21 protein-coding genes and 1 tRNA gene are annotated in these 20549 nt (G+C 61.0%); 7 read left to right on the top strand and 15 right to left on the bottom strand.

Annotated features, from left to right (window positions below; genetic code table 11):
- Positions 1 to 5 precede the first annotated feature (5 nt).
- The 8 genes from thrC to coxB all read right to left on the bottom strand — a co-directional run bounded on the left by thrC (position 6) and on the right by coxB (position 7696).
- Positions 6 to 1388: a threonine synthase gene (thrC, locus tag K1X12_RS09000; RefSeq protein WP_220987268.1), complete on the bottom strand. Its 1383-nt coding sequence runs from the start codon at positions 1386 to 1388 to the stop codon at positions 6 to 8.
- Complete coding sequence (locus K1X12_RS08995; protein ID WP_220987267.1) at positions 1385 to 2068, bottom strand: SURF1 family protein; 684 nt, start codon at positions 2066 to 2068, stop codon at positions 1385 to 1387. Before K1X12_RS08995 ends, thrC begins: the two co-directional genes overlap by 4 nt.
- A gap of 130 nt (positions 2069 to 2198) precedes the next feature.
- Positions 2199 to 3086 carry a cytochrome c oxidase subunit 3 gene (locus K1X12_RS08990; protein WP_220987266.1) on the bottom strand — a complete coding sequence of 296 codons (888 nt, stop codon included), beginning with the start codon at positions 3084 to 3086 and terminating at the stop codon, positions 2199 to 2201.
- Between the two features lie 74 nt (positions 3087 to 3160).
- A complete protein-coding gene (locus tag K1X12_RS08985; protein ID WP_220987265.1) occupies positions 3161 to 3778 on the bottom strand; it encodes a cytochrome c oxidase assembly protein in 618 nt (205 codons plus the stop codon).
- A complete protein-coding gene (locus K1X12_RS08980; RefSeq protein WP_220987264.1) occupies positions 3778 to 3951 on the bottom strand; it encodes a cytochrome c oxidase system small membrane protein in 174 nt (57 codons plus the stop codon). The genes K1X12_RS08985 and K1X12_RS08980 overlap by 1 nt, the downstream gene beginning before the upstream one ends.
- Positions 3951 to 4910, bottom strand: a complete 960-nt coding sequence (locus tag K1X12_RS08975) for a heme o synthase (RefSeq protein ID WP_220987263.1) — start codon at positions 4908 to 4910, stop codon at positions 3951 to 3953. Before K1X12_RS08975 ends, K1X12_RS08980 begins: the two co-directional genes overlap by 1 nt.
- Before the next feature lie 113 nt (positions 4911 to 5023).
- Complete coding sequence (gene ctaD / locus K1X12_RS08970; protein ID WP_220987262.1) at positions 5024 to 6712, bottom strand: cytochrome c oxidase subunit I; 1689 nt, start codon at positions 6710 to 6712, stop codon at positions 5024 to 5026.
- A 24-nt stretch (positions 6713 to 6736) separates the two neighbouring features.
- Positions 6737 to 7696: a cytochrome c oxidase subunit II gene (coxB, locus tag K1X12_RS08965; protein WP_220987261.1), complete on the bottom strand. Its 960-nt coding sequence runs from the start codon at positions 7694 to 7696 to the stop codon at positions 6737 to 6739.
- Positions 7697 to 7848: 152 nt separating this feature from the next.
- Between coxB and K1X12_RS08960 the strand changes: the two genes are divergently transcribed.
- Genes K1X12_RS08960 through K1X12_RS08940 form a run of 5 tightly spaced genes read left to right on the top strand, consistent with a single transcriptional unit; the run spans position 7849 to position 11138 of the window.
- On the top strand, positions 7849 to 8400 hold the full coding sequence (locus tag K1X12_RS08960) for a tetratricopeptide repeat protein (protein ID WP_220987260.1): 552 nt from the start codon (positions 7849 to 7851) through the stop codon (positions 8398 to 8400).
- A gap of 52 nt (positions 8401 to 8452) precedes the next feature.
- A complete protein-coding gene (gene tldD / locus K1X12_RS08955) occupies positions 8453 to 9856 on the top strand; it encodes a metalloprotease TldD (RefSeq protein WP_220987259.1) in 1404 nt (467 codons plus the stop codon).
- 9 nt (positions 9857 to 9865) lie between these two features.
- Positions 9866 to 10267 carry a rhodanese-like domain-containing protein gene (locus tag K1X12_RS08950; protein ID WP_220987258.1) on the top strand — a complete coding sequence of 134 codons (402 nt, stop codon included), beginning with the start codon at positions 9866 to 9868 and terminating at the stop codon, positions 10265 to 10267.
- 8 nt (positions 10268 to 10275) lie between these two features.
- Positions 10276 to 10734 carry a GNAT family N-acetyltransferase gene (locus K1X12_RS08945; protein WP_220987257.1) on the top strand — a complete coding sequence of 153 codons (459 nt, stop codon included), beginning with the start codon at positions 10276 to 10278 and terminating at the stop codon, positions 10732 to 10734.
- A gap of 8 nt (positions 10735 to 10742) precedes the next feature.
- The gene (locus tag K1X12_RS08940; RefSeq protein WP_220987256.1) at positions 10743 to 11138 is read left to right on the top strand and encodes a YbaN family protein; all 396 of its coding nucleotides are present in this window, start codon (positions 10743 to 10745) and stop codon (positions 11136 to 11138) included.
- Positions 11139 to 11150: 12 nt separating this feature from the next.
- On the opposite strand, the gene K1X12_RS17195 is transcribed toward K1X12_RS08940, so the two are convergent.
- The 6 genes from K1X12_RS17195 to K1X12_RS08910 form a co-directional block, all read right to left on the bottom strand.
- The gene (locus K1X12_RS17195; protein ID WP_369426159.1) at positions 11151 to 11414 is read right to left on the bottom strand and encodes a hypothetical protein; all 264 of its coding nucleotides are present in this window, start codon (positions 11412 to 11414) and stop codon (positions 11151 to 11153) included.
- A gap of 206 nt (positions 11415 to 11620) precedes the next feature.
- Complete coding sequence (locus tag K1X12_RS08930; RefSeq protein ID WP_220987254.1) at positions 11621 to 12823, bottom strand: serine hydrolase domain-containing protein; 1203 nt, start codon at positions 12821 to 12823, stop codon at positions 11621 to 11623.
- 128 nt (positions 12824 to 12951) lie between these two features.
- Positions 12952 to 15267, bottom strand: a complete 2316-nt coding sequence (clpA, locus tag K1X12_RS08925) for an ATP-dependent Clp protease ATP-binding subunit ClpA (RefSeq protein WP_220987253.1) — start codon at positions 15265 to 15267, stop codon at positions 12952 to 12954.
- A gap of 53 nt (positions 15268 to 15320) precedes the next feature.
- On the bottom strand, positions 15321 to 15677 hold the full coding sequence (gene clpS / locus K1X12_RS08920; protein ID WP_225908090.1) for an ATP-dependent Clp protease adapter ClpS: 357 nt from the start codon (positions 15675 to 15677) through the stop codon (positions 15321 to 15323).
- Positions 15678 to 15842: 165 nt separating this feature from the next.
- Positions 15843 to 17159: a tetratricopeptide repeat protein gene (locus K1X12_RS08915; protein WP_220987252.1), complete on the bottom strand. Its 1317-nt coding sequence runs from the start codon at positions 17157 to 17159 to the stop codon at positions 15843 to 15845.
- Positions 17160 to 17374: 215 nt separating this feature from the next.
- Complete coding sequence (locus tag K1X12_RS08910) at positions 17375 to 17791, bottom strand: phasin (RefSeq protein WP_220987251.1); 417 nt, start codon at positions 17789 to 17791, stop codon at positions 17375 to 17377.
- 238 nt (positions 17792 to 18029) lie between these two features.
- Here K1X12_RS08910 and K1X12_RS08905 point away from each other — a divergent pair, with 238 nt between their 5' ends.
- The gene (locus tag K1X12_RS08905; RefSeq protein WP_220987250.1) at positions 18030 to 19295 is read left to right on the top strand and encodes a D-alanyl-D-alanine carboxypeptidase family protein; all 1266 of its coding nucleotides are present in this window, start codon (positions 18030 to 18032) and stop codon (positions 19293 to 19295) included.
- Between the two features lie 93 nt (positions 19296 to 19388).
- On the opposite strand, the gene K1X12_RS08900 is transcribed toward K1X12_RS08905, so the two are convergent.
- Positions 19389 to 20171, bottom strand: coding sequence for an SIMPL domain-containing protein (locus K1X12_RS08900; protein WP_220987249.1), 783 nt, complete (start codon positions 20169 to 20171; stop codon positions 19389 to 19391).
- Positions 20172 to 20271: 100 nt separating this feature from the next.
- Here K1X12_RS08900 and K1X12_RS08895 point away from each other — a divergent pair.
- A tRNA-Ile gene (locus K1X12_RS08895) sits at positions 20272 to 20348 on the top strand.
- The last annotated feature ends 201 nt before the right edge of the window (positions 20349 to 20549 follow it).

The raw sequence follows: 20549 nt of genomic DNA, 5'->3' as shown, positions 1-20549 counted from the left end.
GCCGCCTAGCTCACGAAGGCCGCGATGCGGGCGCGCACGGCGGCGGGGTCCGCCGCCATCCGCTCGAACACTTCGCCGCGCGCGATCAAGTCTGCGCAGCGGCTGGGGAGTGGGGCGTCCTCGCCGGTCGCTTCCTTGACTGTCTCTGGGAATTTTGTCGCCGAGGCCGTTGCGAGCACGATTGTTGCCACCGCATCCGATTTCGGCAGGCGGCGCGCTTCGAGCATGCCAACCGCCGTGTGCGGACAGATCAGCCAGCCGGTTTCCTGACGGAAGCGTTCCATCTCTGCCATCGTGTCGGGATTGTTGACCGAGCCGGCCGACAGGCCCGTGCAGGAGAGGCGCGTGCGGGCCGCTTCCGGCAGGTCTGCTTCGCCCTGCTGAGCGTAGGTGTCATAAGTGGTGCGCACGGCATCGGCGTCGCGACCAGTGACTTCAAACAGCAGGCGCTCGAAGTTCGAGGGTACGGCGATGTCCATTGCTGGGCTGGGCGTCGCGACGGCTGCCCGGCGGGTCATCTTGCCGGTGTTGAACAGGCGGGCGAGCGTGTCGTTCTCGTTGACGGCGCAGCGGATTTCGAGACCGCCGGGCAGCAGGCCACAGCGCGCCGCGACATAGCCTGCCAGCGCGTCCCCCATATTGCCGCTGGGCACCACGAAGCGGAGCGGGCGGTGACCGAGCTGGGCACTGGCCGTCGCGTAGTAGACCGACTGCGCAGCAATGCGCGCCCAATTGATGGAATTGACGCCGGAGAGGCCAATGCCGGAGGCGAACGCCTTGTCGGCGAACATCGACTTCACCATCGACTGGCAGTCATCAAAGTCGCCATCAATCGCGATGTTTAGAACATTCGATTCCCCGGTCGTCGTCATGAAAAGACGCTGGACCGGCGAAACGCGCTCGTGCGGATGCAGGATCACCAGGCTGACATTCTTCGACCCGGCGAAGGCACCGGCGGCGGCGCCGCCCGTATCGCCGGACGTGGCGCAGGTGACCGTCATGCGCTTGCCCGAGAGGCCAAGGAGATAGTCGTAAAGCTGGCCGATGATCTGCATCGCCACATCTTTGAAGGCGAGCGTCGGGCCATGGTGCAGTTCCATCAGCCAGAGGCCAGGACCAGCCTGCGTCAGCGGCGCAACAGACTGGTGCGCGAAGCGTCCGTAAGCCTTTTCGCAAAGGCTGAGCATCACGTCGCTCGGGATCGCATCCCCAGCGAATGCAGACAGGATGCGCGCAGCGGTCTGGGAGTAGGTTTCATCCGGCGTGGCAGGCGCGATCTGCGGCCAGGTTTCCGGGACATAGAGACCGCCATCGGTGGCGAGGCCTGCGAGACAGGCGCCTGCGAAATCAACAGGCTCAGCCTGGCCCCTCGTCGAAATATACTTCACGAATTCTTCTCCCGCCTGAAGCGCAGCCGCCCGCGCTGGTGATGGAAGGCCAGATACACACCGACCAGCGCCATGGCGAGGCCCCACCAGGTGATTGCGTAGCCAAAATGCCGCTCCGGCGGCAGACGCTCGCTGTCGCCCGGCATCAGGAAGGGATTGGGCGCGGGCTGCGAGCTCATATTGTCGGTGCGCAGCAGGGTTTCGGGCTCGAACACGCGCGGGATGACGCGCGCAGCCTGTTCTGGAGCAAGCGTTGCGGCCAACAGCTCCGGATCGAGTGCGTAGTAGATGCGCTTTTCCGGCTCATCCGGCGTGGTGAAGGCATTGCGGCGCTGCGGCGGGTGCCAGAGACCGCGCAGGGTCAGTGTCCGGCTCTCCGGCGCAGTGACGGCTTGTGGCGCCTCGATCGAATAGGTGATGGAGAGCGGCAGGAAAAGGATACCTTCCGCCGTTTCAAACGCTGTCACCTCGCGCCAGGCGGCTGCGCCGTCGGCATAGGCATAAACGATCAGCTCAGTACCCGGCAGCGTCGTGCCCGTTACTTCGGCCCACTCAGGTTCCACACCCTTGATGGCCATTTTCTGCGCGTACCGGTCCCACTGCCAGTTTCCGAACATGATGAGGATCGCGAACGAAATCACGCTCAGCACGGTCATCACAGGATAGGGGCGGAACATCATGGGGAAATCCGGAAAGGTTCTTGAAAGATCGGATCGGGACAGAACTGCCCCCTGAAAGACAAAGCCCGCCAGTGCAGAAACACCGGCGGGCCAGATTATGTCATCCCTGGCCGCCAGAAGCGGCGCGGACTTAGTGGCCGCCAGCGCCGGGCCCGTGGATCAGATACGGAGCCACATAGACGAAGGCGAAGAGGAAGAGCCAGACGACGTCGACGAAGTGCCAGTACCAGGCGGCAAATTCGAAGCCGAGATGCTTCTTCGGTGTCATGTTACCGGCGTACATCCGCAGGAGGCAGACGAACAGGAAGATCGTGCCGATGATAACGTGGGCACCGTGGAAACCCGTGGCCATGAAGAAAGCCGAGCCGTAGAGCGTGCCGTCGAACGAGAAGGCAGCGTGGCTGTATTCGAGAACCTGCAGGCCGGTGAAGCAGAGGCCAAGCAGGATCGTGACGATCAGGCCGAGCTTCGCGCTTTTCATGTTGCCATGTGCCAGTGCGTGGTGAGCCCAGGTAACCGTGGTGCCCGAGAGCAGCAGGACGAGGGTGTTCATCAGCGGCAGGTGGAACGGATCGAACATCGTCACGCCTTGCGGCGGGAACTGGGCAAAGCGGTCGAGGCCTTCCTGGAACAGGGCGTTGGCCGAATCCCAGTGATGACCGACGCGCGCATCCCAGAAGATCGCAAACTCGAAGAAAGACCAGAACCAGGCCACGAAGAACATCACCTCAGAGGCGATGAACAGGATCATACCGTAGCGCAGACCGATCTCGACGACGGGTGTGTGATCGCCAATGCGGCCTTCGCGGACCACATTGGTCCACCAGCCAATCATGACCCAGATAACCATGGCGAAGCCGACTGCCATGACCCAGGGGAACCCCTGTGGCAGGCCGAACAGGCCTTTCATGTAGGTGACTGCGCCGATTGCGAGCACGGTGACCGACAGCGAGCCGAGAAGCGGCCACGGTGACGGGTTCACCAGATGATAATCGTGTTTGACGTCTCCGCCGGCCATTCTCAATCCCCTCCGGAATCGCACTTAAAACTTTGGCGCTGTTTATCGCCTGCGCGCGCCATTTCGCAACTGTTTCAGCCCGGCGTGGCCGGATTTGCCGCACCCCCACCGGACGGCGCCACTGGTGCCGCAGTCGGGACAGGACCTGATACTTCAGTCCGAGGCCCTTTATAGGTGCCACTGTCAAAGAAAGTGTAGCTGAGCGTGATGGTTTCGAGATTCTTCACCACCCGGTCTTCGATCATGCTCGGCGAGATGAAGTAAACAACCGGGAGCTTGCGCGTCTCGCCCGCCGCGATGACGCGCTCGGAAAAACAGAAACACTCCAGCTTGTTGAAATACGGACCTGCCATGTGGGGCGTCACATTATAGCTGGCGATGACGCGGACTTCCTGATCGGTCGGGTTCGTCACTTCATAGAAAGCGAGGCCGTGCTGGCCGATCTGGATAGTTTGCGGCCCCTGCAGCGGACGGAATAGCAGCGGCGTATCAGCCACGTTGGCGTCAAAGCGGACTTCGACGGTCTGTTCCAGCATCTCCTTGGGCGCCTCGGTTGCAATACGTGTCGTACCGCCGAAGCCAGTGACTTCGCAGAAGGCCGAGTAAAGCGGCTCAGCCGCGAAGGCGAGCGCCAGCATGCCGCCGGCAAGTCCGCCAAAAACGAGGCCCGTTTTTCCGTTCGATAGCGCCATTACATCCGCCCCGAAATGCCCGTGCCAGTGGTCAGGCGAATGATCGTCGTGACCATGACGAGCACGACGAAGCCGCCAAGCGCGAGGCCCAGCCACAGATTGCGCCGCTTGCGGGCAGCCAGCTCTTCCGGCGTCATCTGCCGGACATCAGGCTTCAGGGTCGGGTCTTCCATCAGGCGACTCCCATTACCGGAAAGTGGAGGCCAGCGGCGTGTTCCACGAGAACAGCGCCGAACAGGGCGAAGAGATACAGGATCGAGAAGAGGAACGCATTGCGGGCAAGCTTCATGTCCCCCCCCGGCGCCCCTTCATCCCCCGCTTTGGACCGCAGCAACGCGACCGCATAGCCAATGAAAACGAGCCCGAGGACCGCGGCCGTCACGCCATAAATCCAGCCACCAAGGCCGGTGGCCAACGGCGCCAGCGAGACCGGGATCAGCACAAGCGTATAGATGAGGATCTGCAGGCGGGTCGCCTTGGCGCCATGCGTTACCGGCAGCATCGGCACGGAGACCTTGGCGTATTCCTTGTGGGCCAGCAGAGACAGCGCCCAGAAATGCGGCGGGGTCCAGAAGAAGATGATGGCGAACAGGATCCAGGCGTCCAGCGGCGTGTTGCCGGTGACGGCGGCCCAGCCGATGACCGGCGGGAAGGCCCCGGCCCCGCCCCCGATGACGATATTCTGAGGCGTCGCCCGCTTCAGCCACATCGTGTAGACGACGCCGTAATAGAAGATGGAGCCAGCCAACAGCAGCGCGGCCAGCCAGTTCGACGCCAGCCACATCAGCATGACCGACACGCCCGACATGATGAGGCCCATGGCGAGCGCTTCATCCTTCGGCACGGCGCCGGAGGGAATCGGGCGGGTGGACGTGCGGCTCATCACAGCGTCAATGTCGGCATCGTACCACATGTTGATCGCGCCGGCGGCGCCCGAGCCGAGCGCTACGGAGAGGACAGCAATCGCGGCCATGACCGGGTGCATCTGCACGCCGGTAACACCGGTCGCAGCGGCCAGACCGGCAACGGCTGTGAATACCACCAGCATCATGATGCGGGGCTTCATCAGGTTCACATAGTCAGCCGCCGTGGCGGGGCGTTTCTGCTGCGTTTGCGCGGTCAGCTCGGTCATTTCCCTGGCCTCTCTCCGGCCTTCTTAAACGAAGCGGCCCGCACGCTTCTCGCGCGAGGGCCGCCCCGGTTCGGTTCATTGTCCGGCCCAGTGCGGCGGGCCTTTACAGGCGCTTAGTGGCCGCCCTTGGTGTTGACCACCGGCAGTTCGTTGAACTGGTGGAACGGCGGCGGCGACGGCAGGGTCCATTCCAGCGTCGTTGCGCCTTCGCCCCACGGGTTGCCGCTCTCGGTCGCCTTGCGGCGCTGGATGAAGGCAACGGCCAGCGAGAAGAAGAAGATCAGCGTCGCGACCAGGGTGATGGCGTAGCCGATCGACGACCAGTGGTGCCAGGTGGCGAAGCCATCAGCGTAGTCGATATAGCGGCGCGGCATGCCCTGCAGACCCAGGAAGTGCTGCGGGAAGAACAGGATGTTCGAGCCGATGAACATAAGCCAGAAGTGCAGACCGCCGAGGAAGCTGTTGTACTTGATGCCAAACATCTTCTCGAACCAGTAGTACCAGCCTGCGAAGAGACCGAACACGGCGCCGAGCGACAGCACGTAGTGGAAGTGGGCAACCACGTAGTAGGTGTCGTGCAGCGTGTGGTCGATACCGGCGTTGGCGAGCACCACACCCGTCACACCGCCAACGGTGAACAGGAAGATGAAGCCGATTGCCCAGAGCATCGGGAGTTTGAACTCGATCGAGCCGCCCCACATCGTCGCGATCCACGAGAAGATCTTGATGCCGGTCGGCACCGCGATGACCATGGTTGCAGCGACGAAGTAGGCCTTCAGGTCGACGTTCATGCCGACCGTGTACATGTGGTGCGCCCACACAACGAAGCCGATGACGCCGATCGACACCATGGCGTAGGCCATGCCGAGGTAGCCGAAGATCGGCTTTTTCGAGAAGGTCGACACGATGTGGCTGACAATGCCGAAGGCCGGCAGGATCATGATGTACACTTCGGGGTGACCGAAGAACCAGAACAGGTGCTGGAACATCACCGGGTCGCCGCCGCCGTTCGGAACGAAGAATTGCGAGCCGAAGTTACGGTCGGTGAGCAGCATGGTGAGGGCGCCAGCAAGAACCGGCAGCGCCAGCAGCAGCAGGACAGCCGTGATCAGCATCCCCCAGGCAAACAGCGGCATCTTGTGCAGCGTCATGCCCGGAGCGCGCATGTTCAGGATGGTGACGATGAAGTTGATAGCGCCGAGGATGGACGCGATACCCGCCGTGTGCAGCGAGAGAATCAGCAGGTCCATTGCCGGGCCGGGGTGCCCCGTGGTGCCCGACAGCGGCGGATAGAGCGTCCAGCCACCGGCAAAGCCATTGCCCGACGAACCGCCCGGAACCACCATCGACATCATAGCCAGAATGAAGGCGGCAACCGTCAGCCAGAAGGAGATGTTGTTCATGCGCGGGAAGGCCATATCCGGCGCGCCGATCATCAGTGGCACGAACCAGTTGCCGAAGCCGCCAATCAGCGCCGGCATCACCATGAAGAAGATCATGACAAGGCCGTGATAGGTGATGACCATATTGTAGAAGTGCTTCGCAGCCGCAACGGCAGCATCGCCTTCCAGGCCAAAGAAGGTGGTCTGGATCCACAGCATCGGGCCGATACCGGGTTCAGCAAGCTCCCAGCGAATGAGGCCGGACAGCGAGTAACCGACAATACCCGCGATGAGCGAGAAAATCAGGTACAGCGTACCGATGTCTTTATGGTTCGTGGAGAAGAACCAGCGGGTAAAAAAGCCGGGTTTATGATCGTGGCTGTCGTGGCCGTGATCGAGGGCGACTTCGTCCATAGGCATGGGAAAGGCTCTTTCTCTCGGAACTTAGTTGGATGCGTATTTGGTTTCGGCGTCGACCGAAGCGATCTGACGGACCGAGGCGGTAGCGCCATCGAAATCGCCAGCTTTCATCAGCTCGGCCCAACGGTCGAACTGTTCTTGGCTCACGACGCGCACTTCGATCGGCATGTAGGCGTGGTCAACACCGCACAGCTCGGAGCACTGGCCGTAATAAACGCCGGGCTCTTCCACCAGGAACCAGCCTTCGTTGAGGCGGCCAGGGATGGCATCGGTCTTCACGGAGAAGGCCGGAACCGCCCAGGAGTGGATCACGTCAGCAGCGGCCGTATAGTAGCGCACATAACGGCCAGCCGGGATAACCATCGGGTAGTCAGTCGTCAGGAGGCGCAGACCGTCCTGCGGGTCGGAAGCGCGGCCCTTGTGGATGCCGTTCGAGACGAACTCGACAGGAATTCCAGCCTCATCAACGATATCGGGATAGGTGTAGGTCCAGTTCCACTGGTTGCCCTGGATCTTCACGTTCACAAAGCCCTGCTCAGCGGCATCCGGGAAATGGTTGCGCGTATAAGCCTGAAGCTCAGCTGACTTGCCCTCTGCCATCAGCTGCTTCGACGTTGCAACGATCTGGCCAAGGTTCGGGGTGACGTTCTGATAGAACAGGTTCGGGAAGGACAGGCCGGCGACGCCGACCAGGATGAGCGCCGGAACAACCGTCCAAACCACTTCAATCGCGGTGTTGTGGCTGAACTTGCGCGACTCTTTGTTGGCCTTGCTGTTGTAGCGGATCACGATCCAGATGAGCAGCCCAAGCACCAGCAGCGTGATCAGCGTGATGATCACGAGCAGGACATTGTGGAACTCATGCACGCGCTCTGCGATGCGAGTCGCCGCAGGCTGCATGTTGATCGCGCCGTCTACAGGCTCGGCCGCATAGGCGGTACCGGCCAGCATCGCAGCGGAGAGGGCGGCAAGAATGTGTCGCACGGATTCAACCCCAATTCGTCTCAATTTGGCCTCTAACTATACCAGCCGCGCTGGGAACCCCAGCGTTTTCCTCGCTCAATATTGTCGCAGCGCATCGCCGGAGCGACCGGAGAATGGTATACTGCGAATACAACAAAATAAGGGAGGAAGACATGATACGTACAGTAGTATTTGCTGGGGTTTTGCTGGGTTTCACCCCTATCGCAGCCGCGCAGGTTACAGTGATCGGCGGAGGGCTGGCTAAGGATTGTTACCAAGCGGCGAAATACGGATTGCTGAGCTCAACCTCGGCTGAAGATACCTGCAGCCGGGCACTAGAACACGAAGCGCTCAATCTGAGCAATCGCGCCGCCACCTACACGAATCGCGGCGTGCTGCGGATGCGGCAGGGCAAACTGGACGCCGCCCTGGCCGATTACGCTGCGTCAAAGCGTATTTCCCCCGAATCCGGGCCGACCTGGCTGAACGAAGGGGCAGCTTATATCCTTCAGCAGGACTATGCCGCCGCCATCGTCTCGCTCGACCGGGCCATCGAGCTGAATTCCAGCGATCTTTATGCCGCCTATTACAACCGCGCCCTCGCCCGGGAACGGACCGGCGACGTGCAGGGCGCCTATTATGACCTGGTAAAATCCAAGGAATTGAACCCGGACTCCCCACAAACAGACATACAGTTGGAACGCTTCACGGTCACAACGAACTGATGCGGCAGGCCAAACCCTTGTGCGGGAGGCGCGAAGCCCGCATCTTGGTAGAATGACCGATATACCCCTGCCCTTCGACCTGAAGTCCGCCGCCGACCTGCTCGCTGACGCCGCCCGCGGTGCCGATGACGGGGATCTCTATGTGGAACGTTCCCGATCGGAGAGCTTCGTTTTCGATGATGGCCGGCTGAAAACTGCCGCCTACGATACCGATCAGGGCTTTGGCCTACGAGTCGTTGCCGGGGAAGCTCAAGGGTCTGGCTACGCCTCGCAGCTGACGCTGGACGCAATCCGTCGCGCCGCCGGAACCGCGACGCAGGCCAAGCGCGGCTATAACGGCAAACTGGCTACCGGTCCGCAGCCAACCAATAGGCGCCTATACCAGTCAATCGACCCGACGATTGCGCCAGCCTTTTCGGACAAGACCAACCTGCTGGCCGAAATCGATGCCTATGCTCGCGTCGCCGACCCGCGTGTCGTTCAGGTATCGGTCTCGCTTTCGGGCAGCCATACGGAAGTCGACATTCTCCGCCCGGACGGCGCCCATTTCCATGACATTCGCCCCCTCGTCCGTCTCAACGTGTCCGTGACGCTGGAAGAGAATGGCCGCCGCGAATCCGCTGGCGCTGGGGCCGGAGGCCGCGCCGCTTATGACGAATGGATCGCGCCAGACCGCTGGAAAGCGATGGTTGCCCGCGCCATTCAGAAGGCGTCGGTGAACCTCCAGTCCATTCCCGCCCCCGCGGGCGAAATGGAAGTTGTGCTTGGGCCGGGCTGGCCGGCCGTGCTGCTGCATGAAGCGGTCGGCCATGGCCTCGAAGGCGACTTCAACCGCAAGGGCACCAGCGTCTATGCCGGGCAGATCGGCCAGCAAGTCGCCGCCAAGGGGGTCACCGTGATCGATGACGGCTCCATCGACGCGCGCCGCGGCTCACTCTCCTTCGACGATGAGGGCACGCCGACCCAGCGCACAGTGCTGATCGAGGACGGCATTCTGAAGGGATATATGCAGGACCGGATGAACGCCCGCCTGATGGGCATGGCGCCGACCGGCAATGGCCGCCGAGAAAGCTACGAAGCCTCCACAATGCCACGAATGACCAACACCGTAATGCTGGGCGGCGATAAGGATCCGGGAGAGATCGTCTCCTCCATCAAGCGCGGCCTCTGGGCGGTGGACTTTGGCGGTGGGCAGGTGGACATCACCTCCGGCAATTTCGTCTTTCAGTGCACCGAGGCGTATCTCGTCGAGAACGGCAAGGTTGTAGCGCCCGTGAAGAACGCAACGCTTATCGGCCACGGGCCGACGGTGCTACGGGACGTAACGATGATCGGCAACGACTTCGCAATGGACGACGGCGTCGGCGTTTGCGGCAAGGCGGGGCAGTCTGTTCCGGTCGGTGTAGGACAACCAACACTGAAAGTCGGTTCACTGACAGTAGGCGGCGCCGGATAGGTAGACCCCATGAACATTCAGTCCATCCTCGCCACGATGTTCGCCCTTAAGGAAAAGGGCCAGGCCGCGCCGCCAGTGAAACGACTTTCAGCGAAGGAGGCGTATGACAAGCAGAAGGCGGGCGAGCTGATCCTTGTCGACGTACGCACCTCCGGTGAATGGGAACTGACCGGTGTTCCGGCAGATGCCCTGCGCATAACGCTTCAGGACCGGGACTTCCTTAAAAAGGTCATGCAGCACGCCGCCGCCTTCGATGCGCCAATCGCCTTCATCTGCCGCTCCGGGCAGCGCTCAGGACAAGCTGCCGCGCAAGCTCGCGCGACTGGCTTTACCGATGTCGCCAACGTTGTCGGCGGCGTGGAAGGCCCTGGCGGCTGGATCGTGCAGCGCCTGCCCATGACGCGCGGGTGATGCTGGAGATGGCGGCGGCACTGCGGCTGCGCCGCGATCTTTCGCTGCCACTGCCTGCCCCGCACTGGCCGCCCGGCCTTGCGCCATCTCCGTTTACAGAAGATTCTGCCGCTGCTGCGCATGCAGTCATGCTGGCGGGCTATGCGCCTGGCGAAGGCAGCGTACCTCCCTTTCCCACCTGGTGGCAAAGCCTCGTGGCAGACAGTGAGTTTGATCCCGCACTGTTCTTTCTCGCGCGCGCGGACGACGGACAGCTCGCAGGAGTTTGCCAATGCTGGACCTCGGCCTTTGTGAAGGACCTTGTGGTCGCCAGCGGATTTCGCGGCCGCGGCATCGGCGAGGCCTTGATGCTGACAGCATTTCACGCCTTCCGCACACGCGGCGCAAAAAATGTGGATCTGAAAGTCGAGACGGGCAACGCGCCCGCCCTTCGTCTGTACCGGCGACTTGGGATGAGCGAGGGATAGGCGACGCCATGTCGAAGCCGTTTTTCATCCTCATCGGACTTGTCTTCACCGGCCTTGCCATTCTTGGCGCCATCCTGCCGGGCATGCCAACCACCGTTTTTCTGATCGTCGCGCTCTGGGCCTTTGCCCGATCCTCGGAAAAAATGACACGCTGGCTGGAGAACATTCCCATCCTGCGCACGGCCCTGAAAGAAGCACGCCGCTTTGAAGAACGCCGCGCCGTGCGGCCACAGGTGAAGCGTATTGCTGTTGGTTTCGCCTGGGGCTCCGCGGCGCTCACAGCGGGCATGGCCCAGTCGTTTACCAAACCTGTCGTCTTGATCGTCGGGCTGGCAGCCGTGGCAGCATCCGTCGTGATGATCCTTATACCAACGGATCGGGAGCCTCCGGACAAAGTTTCCTAGAGTTCCGCATTTTCAAGAGATGAGCGCGTCGACGCAATCTTCCAACTGGTATTGGCTCCAGTCGATGTCAGGCATTCCATAGAATTTATATTCGAGCGGATATACAATGTTCGTCCGCGCCACGATCTTTCCATCACGCCTGGCCGGCATGAACCGGGATGCCTCAATGGCCGCCGCAGCACTCGAACAGAATACAGGGTGGCTGCACGATGGAAATATGATGCTCGGCCTTCCCCGGGTGTCCAAATTGAACCTGACCACGCAATATCCCGGCATTCCTAATTGCGCAGCATGTTTTGGAAAGACTGGCACTGGCGGCTTCAGCGGCTGAGCATCAACGTCTGGCAATGACCTGCCCTGTGCGACTGCCGGAGCGCCGCAGTGCAGAGCTATCATAACCGCCACCACCAACGCTCGCAAAACCATCCCCCGCAATTAACACGCGAACCCTAGTCTCCCTAAGGGTGATCAGCAAGCGTCTTTCAACGAACCCACGCACCGGGCGCATTCGTGCGGTAGCCAAGCGATGTGTAGGCCGCATCGATGAGGCTCTGGCCGCGATCGTTCAGCAGGAGGCCGCCTCCCATCTGGTTCATTGTATAGCTGAAGGCCATGCGCGCCTCTGGGTCTGCAAAGCCAATGGAGCCGCCAGCACCGACATGGCCGAACGCGGCCTCGCCCATAATGGCGCTGGTGCCAGGCCCAAGGTTGAGGCCGCGATTGTCCATTGATTTCATGTAGCCGGATGCAAAGCGCGTGGGGATGAGCAGGGTTGCGTCACGCTGGGTGGCGGTGGTGACACGGCCCATGGCGGCAAGGCGATCTGCCGAAACGAGCTTGCCGCCGCCCGTCGCCAGCTCCGTATACCACGCCACCTGCCCGCGCGCATTGGACAGGCCGCCGCCGCCGCCGATTTCTGCCGTCTGGTTTTTCCGGTCATTCCAGTCCCAGCCGCCGGTATTCAGGAAGGATTTGTGCTGGATGGAATTGGGATCGCCCATCAGGGCAATCGTGAATTCCGTAGGCTGATCGGTTGGCTGGGGCTGATACATGCGGATGGGCGCGATATGCACCTTCTCGCTTTCCGGCAGGCCGATCCAGAATTTCGCGCCTGTCTTCTCGGCCACTTCCTCGCGGAAGAATGCGCCGAGCGATTTGCCGGAAACGCGGCGGACAAGCTCGCCAACGGTCCAGCCGAAATTGACCATGTGATAGCCGTTCCGCGTACCCGGCTCCCAGAAGGCTTCCTCGTCCTCCATGCGCTTGATCATGTAAGCCCAGTCGCCAAAGCCGCCAGGCGGCACAGCGTCCCGAACAGTTGGCAGCGCGCTCTCATGGTTCAGCATCATCTGAACCGTGGTCTTCTCTTTCCCCGCCTTGGCAAACTCCGGCCAGTATTGCTTGACCAGCGCATTGGGGTTCAACTCGCCCCGGTCGATCAGGATATGGGCGCAGGTGGCCACGGCCGCCTTGGTGCACGAGAAGACAATGGAAATCGTATCTTCCTGCCAGGGATCGTTCGTCTCCGGATTGGCCATGCCGCCCCAGAGGTCCACCACCTTCTCGCCGTCCACCGAGAGACAGACCGAGGCGCCCACCTCACCGCGCGCAGCGAAATTCTGCTCGAATTCCTCGCGCACCCTGGCGAATTTCGGATCGCACTTGCCCTGAACGCTGCCGGCCATTTCATTCCTCCCGATATGGTTTTGCCGCAACGTTAGCCAGTTTACGGGGCTTGGGGAGTGGTGCCGTCACGGAAAGCAAAAGGGCCGCCCTTTCAGGCGGCCCTCTTCAATTCCGTTTCCGAAGAAACTCAGTTTGCCGGTTCCTCGGTTTCGTCCTTGGTCGGCTTTTTCTTCTTCGGCGGCTCGGCGATGTATTTGAAGTTCAGGTTCTCGCCGTCCTTGTCGAGATCGATCTGGACAACGCCGCCCTTCTGCAGCTTGCCGAAGAGGAGTTCCTCGGCCATCGGCTTCTTGACGAATTCCTGGATCGTGCGGGCCAGAGGCCGCGCGCCCATTTCCGCGTCGAAGCCGCGCTTGGCGAGCCATTCGCGCGCCGTCTTGGACACTTCGATCGAGACGTTGCGGTCTTCCAGCTGGACTTCCAGCTGAAGGATGAACTTCTCGACCACGCGGTCGATGATCTCCGGCGTGAGGCCGCCAAAGGTGATGATCGCGTCCAGACGGTTGCGGAATTCGGGCGTGAACATGCGCTTGAGCGCCTCTTCCTGCTCCTCATCCTTCTTGCCGCGACCAAAGCCGATAGAGTTCTTGGCCGCATCGGACGCACCGGCGTTCGTGGTCATGATGACGACGACATTCCGGAAATCGACCTTGCGGCCGTTGGCGTCCGTCAGGGCGCCATTGTCCATCACCTGCAGCAGGATGTTGTAGAGGTCCGGGTGAGCCTTCTCGATCTCGTCGAGCAACAGCACGCAATGCGGATGCTGGTCCACGCCATCGGTCAGCAGGCCGCCCTCATCATACCCGACATAGCCTGGAGGCGCGCCGATCAGACGGCTGACGGTATGACGCTCCATGTATTCCGACATGTCGAAGCGGAGCATTTCAACGCCCATGATGGACGCGAGCTGCTTGGCCACTTCCGTCTTGCCGACGCCCGTGGGGCCGGTGAACAGGTAGGATCCAATCGGCTTATTGGGCTCGCGCAAGCCAGCTCGGGCAAGCTTGATCGAGGCCGCGAGAGCCTCGATAGCTTCGTCCTGACCAAACACGACCCGCTTGAGATCACTGTCTAGCGATTTGAGCGCGGCGGCGTCGTCGGAGGTGACCTGCTTGGGAGGAATACGGGCAATCTTGGCAACAACCGCCTCGATGTCCTTCACGCCAACCGTTTTCTTCCGCTTGGAAGTCGGCAACAGCCACTGGGCCGCTCCCGCCTCGTCGATCACATCGATCGCCTTGTCGGGCAGTTTGCGGTCAGTGATGTACCGGTCCGACAGCTCGACCGCCGATTTGATGGCGTCGTTGGTATATTTCAGGCCGTGGAAGTCCTCGAACTTCGATTTGAGACCCGTGAGGATCTTGATCGTGTCCGGCACAGTCGGCTCCACCACATCGATCTTGCGGAAACGGCGGGACAGCGCGCGGTCCTTTTCGAAGTGTTGTTTGTATTCCTTGAAGGTTGTCGAGCCCATGCAGCGCAGGCCGCCCGACTGAAGCGCAGGCTTCAGCAGGTTGGACGCGTCCATCGCGCCGCCAGATGTGGCGCCGGCGCCGATGATCGTGTGGATCTCGTCGATGAACAGGATGGCTTTTTCCTGCTGCTCGAGCTCCTTCATCACGGATTTGAGGCGTTCCTCGAAGTCACCGCGATACCGGGTGCCAGCGAGCAGCGCGCCCATGTCGAGCGACCAGATGATGGCGTCGTCGAGGATTTCCGGCGCATCGCCATCGACGATCCGCTTTGCAAGACCCTCGGCGATGGCGGTTTTGCCAACGCCGGGATCACCAACGAGAATCGGGTTGTTCTTGTTGCGGCGGCAGAGCACCTCAATACAGCGATTGACCTCCAGATCGCGCCCGATGAGTGGGTCGATCTTTCCAGCGCGGGCCTTTGCATTGAGGTTCACGCAGTAGGTATCGAGCGCCTCGTGCCCCTGCTTCACCGGTTCTTCCTCGGAGGCTTCTGCGCCGCGCGGCGTGGAGGGGCGCGACATGCCCGGCTGCTTGGCAACGCCATGGGAGATGAAATTCACGGCATCGTACCGCGTCATATCCTGTTCCTGCAGGAAATAGGCGGCATGGCTTTCGCGCTCAGAGAAGATCGAAACGAGCACGTTGGCGCCCGTCACTTCTTCGCGGCCGGAGCTTTCAACGTGCAGGATCGCGCGCTGCACGACACGCTGGAAGGCGGCCGTCGGCTGCACCCGGCCTTCGCTGTCATCGACGATGAGGCTGGAAAGCTCTTCGTCGATGTAGCGGGTCAGGTCACCACGCAAGGCCTCTATATCAACTTTACATGCCCCCATTACTTCGCGGGCGTGCTCATCCTCCGTGAGGGCAAGCAGGAGATGCTCGAGTGTGGCGTACTCGTGATCGCGTTCGGACGCGAGCGTGAGGGCCTTTTCAAGCGCCGTTTCGAGAGAGGTAGAGAGACGTGGCAATGGAAGAGCCTTCCGGGGGAGTTAGAGTCCTAAGGGGGCGTTCTGATGTATATTTAGTCGTCTTTCTCCATGACGCACTGGAGTGGGTGTTCATGACGCCGTGCGAGGTCCAGCACCTGGGCTACCTTGGTCTCAGCAACTTCAAATGTATAGACGCCGCACAGCCCCACACCCTTCTGGTGGACGTGAAGCATGATCCGAGTGGCCTGCTCGCGGGAGCGGTTGAAAAACCGCTCGAGAATGAACACGACGAATTCCATCGGCGTGTAATCGTCATTGAGCAAGAGAACACGATAGAGCGACGGTTTCTTTGTCTTGATCCGCGTTTCGGTGGCCAGGTCAAAGCCTGTGCCGTCACCGTCCCCCGCCTGGCCGCCCCCGGGGCCGCCGGAGTTCGATGATCCGTTCAGCTGGATCAGATCGAAATCGCTGCTCATAGTATTCAAGATATACGTTCCTGTGAGAGATTGAAGATGCATTTACCGCCATTTTCCAGCTGTGCCCGCTTTCGCGGCAGCCCGGCGAGCCCAGGCAAGTATAGAACCGGCAGGAAAGCAGGCGGCGTCCGGACGCCCTCAATGTTCCTTCCTTGATCGGGCCTGGAAGGCCCGGTTGATACGACTGCCGGGCCTGAGCGACAGGCGTTCGGCAATCAGCGATTCGGCGAGGCCATGGAGACGACCTCGCACGGCCGCTTCGGTAAGCGTCCAGTCGATCACGTCGCGCTGGGCATGGCTGCCGCCGAATGTGCCATAGATCTGGCGTGCCGGGAAAAGCAGTTCGGCTGCCTCCATATAGTGTCCCCGATCGAAAGCGACGAGTCCCTCGATGACGGGGCGTCCTGTATGGGCCATCCAATCGCGCATTTCGTTGGGCTCCGCGCCCTCTGCAGCCAGCAACAAATCTAGCGCGTCATTGCGGCGCCCCGCGCCAATGAAAGCCATCGCGGCATGCATGTCGTTGAACGGGTAGCAGCGCCCATCGGCATGCTGGGTCCAGGCGTCGGCCAGCTCGTCCCACCGCTCGCCAACGTCCACGCCAATAACATGCAGCCGCCAGAGCAGCGCCGCCGCATCGGCGAGGTTCATCGCTACCGGGCTCTCTGCAGCGCGAATTTCGTCGTCATAAAGGCGCAGCGCCGCGTCGAACTCACCCAGTTCGAGATGGCAGAGCGCCAGATGCCACCAGTTGTGGATCTTTAGAAAGCTATCGGGCTGGGCCCAATGGTCCCGCCGCCGCCGGATGAAGTCGCGCCCCTCTTCCGATCTGCCTTGCATTTCCATCACATGCGCCACGGCATGATGAGCCCAGCTGTCTTCAGGGTCTTTCTCAAGCGCTTCGCGCCCGGCGGCTTCGGCGCGCGAATAATCACCGGCTTCTTCCAGGCCGAACGCTAGCATGCCCAGCACAAAGGATCTGTCGGGAACCTTGTCCCAGGCCGGCAGCGCCCGGGCGATCCGGTCACGCAGGTTGCGCGCATTTGCCGTGAGAAAGTCAATCTGGTGCCCAACTAGCAACGCCAGATAGTCACGCGGATGCACTGCGGACCACATATCCAGAATGCGGGCGGAAGCAGTCCAGTTGCCTGCCGTTGCGGCGTGCAGCGCCGCACGGTGAGCAGCTTCTCGCTCGTTTTCCGGGTTGCCCTCCTTGTCCAAGTCACGCAGCGTACGCCTTGCGCCGGCCGTCGCGCCCGGTTCCGTCGACGTCACATAAAGCCAAGCCTTGGCGATTTTCGCCATGCCGAAATCCGGGGAATCGGCGAGCGCATCGTCCAACGGTTGCACCGGGTCTCCGCGAAATCGCGCGAACCGGCGACACGAAAGGTCGAACAGATCCGCCGCTTTCTGGCTCGCGCCTGCCAGTGGATTGCCGTGCCGATCATGTATCATTGCCGCTCTCCCCACGCGTTGTCCGCCAAGGAAAGCATAGACCGGTTCGCCCAACCGGCGAACCCGGTTTGATGGTCCCGCAACACCGGACGTGGCGACAGCTGCTCAAAAAACGTATGACCGGAATAGAAAGAGGCCGGACCAATCGGCCCAGCCTCTCAAAATCTACGCGCGCACTCTACGCTCAAGCGCCGAGGGGCGCCTGAAGCGGGAAATTACATGGCGAAGCGCGACATGAACGGCTTGGCCGCTTCACGCCAGGCACCGAGGCAAAGTTCGGTCTGCGCTTTCATTTCAGTCGTGTAGGCGGTGAACATCGATTTGGCGAAGCCGGACTGAAGCTCGAACAGCTCGCGCGGATCGCGCGCCGAAGCAAGCGCCTGCGTCAGCTCAACACCCTGCTCCATAGCCTGCGTCATGAAGTTCATGTTGCGGCTACCGATTTCACGCATCGTCTCAGTGGAGAGCGCAGCATTGTCCTTGAGGGCTTTGACGCCGTCTTCGGTGTACTCGGAAAATTTGCTTGCGAAGCCTGCGAGGGTCTCCATGCCGGCTTCGATCTTCTTCGTAGCGGCTTCCGCAGGGCGGGCTTCTGCCTTCGCGCGGGGCGCCGTCTTGGTCGTCTTAGCCATGGGGACATCCTTTTTATACGGGGGCTTGGACTGTGCTCTTTATAGCACATTTCTTCGCTATCGCAATAAATTTTGTGCGCCGCAACATTAGGCGTTTTGCACGGGCTTTGCATGGAGATCCAAGATTACAAATCTTTGTCCGCTCATCCTGCGTTAAGCTGTGGTCAATAGAGTTGGCAGAATCTAGGTTAAGCCTTGGATGGTCCGGGGGCGAGTTTAGTTCTGGAGGGTGCCGCCTATGGCAGCAGAAGTCTGGTCCCGCGCGCTTCGCGGGTCCGCCATCGCCGCCTCAGTATCGATAACCGCCGCCGTTCTGGCGCCGGCTGCCCATGCTGAGAAGTACGCCGCAATCGTTGTGGACGCCGATACCGGCGAAGTGCTGCACGCGCGTAATGAAGACGACCCGCGTTACCCGGCGTCGCTCACGAAAGTGATGACACTGTACCTCCTGTTCGATGCGATCGACGCGGGCAAAGTCAGCCTCGATGATCAGATGACCATTTCGCGCAACGCCGCTGCACAGCCGCCGTCAAACCTTCGCCTGCGTGCGGGCGACGTGATCACGGTCGAAGATGCGATTTATGCGCTCGTCACCAAGTCGGCCAACGATGTGGCAGTTGTCGTTGCAGAATTCCTTGGTGGCTCTGAACGCAAGTTCGCAACCCAAATGACGGACAAAGCGCGCGGCCTTGGCTTGTCGAACACGACTTTCCGCAATGCCTCCGGACTTCCCAACACTGCCCAGCTTACGACCGCGCGCGACCTCGCCATCCTCGCGGACGCGCTGATCGACAACCATGGCGACTATTACCACTACTTCCAGACCCAGCGCTTCGCTTGGGGGAAGATGTCCTACAAGAATCACAACGAACTGCTCGGCTCGGTCGATGGCGTTGACGGCATCAAGACCGGTTACACCCGCGCCTCGGGTTTCAACCTGATGACCTCTGCGGAGCGTGATGGCCATCGCATCATTGCCATCATGCTTGGGGGCGCTTCGGCCAAATCGCGCGACGCCCATGTGAAGGATCTGGTCGAATCGGCCTTCGTTGCCATCGGCCAGACACCCGAAGTGATCGACCCGAACGCTAAGCTGATCTCGTTTGCTGCGCTGCAAACCCCGCTGAACCCGAATGCTGCCGCCGAGCCGATGCTAAATGGCCGCCCGCTAAGCGCCATCCTGGCCGAAGCCGCCGGCAGCCCTCAGTCCGCCGCCATACCTGCCATTGAACCTGAGTTTGCCGAAGGCGACGCCGGCGACGCGGTAGTGACCGAAGTCGAGATCGTCGAGGAGATTGCGGCTCCGGACTACAACGTGCCTAACTCGCTCACCGTGTCAGGCTACCAGTCGGCTCAGACAGGCGTGACGGCAGGCCCGCCACAGATTGTGCCCCAACCGGCACAAAGCAGCGTCTCAGTTCTGGAATATGAAGCTCGCCAGGCGGCCAAAGCAACATCCGGCACCGCTGTTGCGGATTACACCAGGCGCCAACTGCGTCGCTAATCCGGCAAGCACATCCCAAAAAACAAACGAGGCCGGCATTGCGTCCGGCCTCGCTTTATTTTCATGCACATCCAGGAGGCGCAAAGAGCCTGGTTACTTCGTCAACTCAAACATCACATTGACGTTCGCCGTGATACCGACCTCGCCGCCCGCTATGGGGGTCGACTCCATCATATCGGCAGCCATTGCCATCCGAGCCATTGGCGCTGGTTGCGGGGAATATTCGTAACCTTCGGTGATCGTGACGATTCGGGCGACGCGCAGACCGGCAGCTGACGCATAAAGCTCTGCCTTCGCAATCGCTTCCTTCATGGCTTTCGAGCGCGCTTCACCACGCACTTCCTTGTCATTGTCGAGACCGAAGCTCACGCCAGACAGCGTGTTTCCGCCTGAGGAGACCAGGCTATCGAGTGTTTCACCGAGACGAGAAAGGTCGCGCACGCGAATCGTTACCTGATTCGAAGCGACATAACCGGCGAGCTTCTGTTCGCCCCGTTTAACGCCATCGCGGCCAGCCGATTCGACATAGTCATAGCGTGGCTGAAGGCTCAGACCGGAAGTCTGAATGTCCCGCTCAGAGATTCCAGCCGCCTCCATGGCCTTGAATACACCATTCATCGCGGCCGACTGCGCCGCCATCGCTTCTTGCGCAGTTTTGCGCTCTTCAGTGACGCCAGCGGTAACAAAAGCGATATCGGGCGCCCTGTCGACGCGCCCTTCGGCAGAGACCTGAAGCGTCGTTTCAGGCTGGATCGAATTGGGATGGATCATCTGGGAGCTCCCGGCTGGCGCGGCATAGGCAGCGGCCCCCTGCGCACACGCGACAGGCGTCATGGCCAAAACGAGCGCGACCGCAGACAAAGTTGCATGTTTCATGGGCATCACCTCACTTTCATTGAAATTGGGTATGCTTGTCTTGTCTTCCGAACAAGGCCGTTGCGTGGCAAGGCTGCGGCCCTTAAACGACACGGCTGTGGGGCTTGTAGCTCAGTTGGTTAGAGCGGACCGCTCATAACGGTTTGGTCGCAGGTTCAAGTCCTGCCGGGCCCACCACAGTCCTTCGCGGGGCCAGCCCGCCGAACTCAGCATTGTGCGCGGCCTGCGTCCACTCCGCCACGGAATTGCTCTATTTTTGCCGCAAAGAATTGCGCATTCCGCAATGGTTTCCGACTTTGAATTTGGTTGATTGAGTGGCAGTACTCGGGGGGTTGGCCCCTGCTGACAGGTGTAAGGGAGTATCAAACGTGACACCCA

The sequence above is a fragment of the Hyphomonas sediminis genome (genome assembly GCF_019679475.1).
GTDB classification, from domain to species: domain Bacteria; phylum Pseudomonadota; class Alphaproteobacteria; order Caulobacterales; family Hyphomonadaceae; genus Hyphomonas; species Hyphomonas sediminis.
This window is presented reverse-complemented; position numbering and strand designations above follow the sequence as displayed.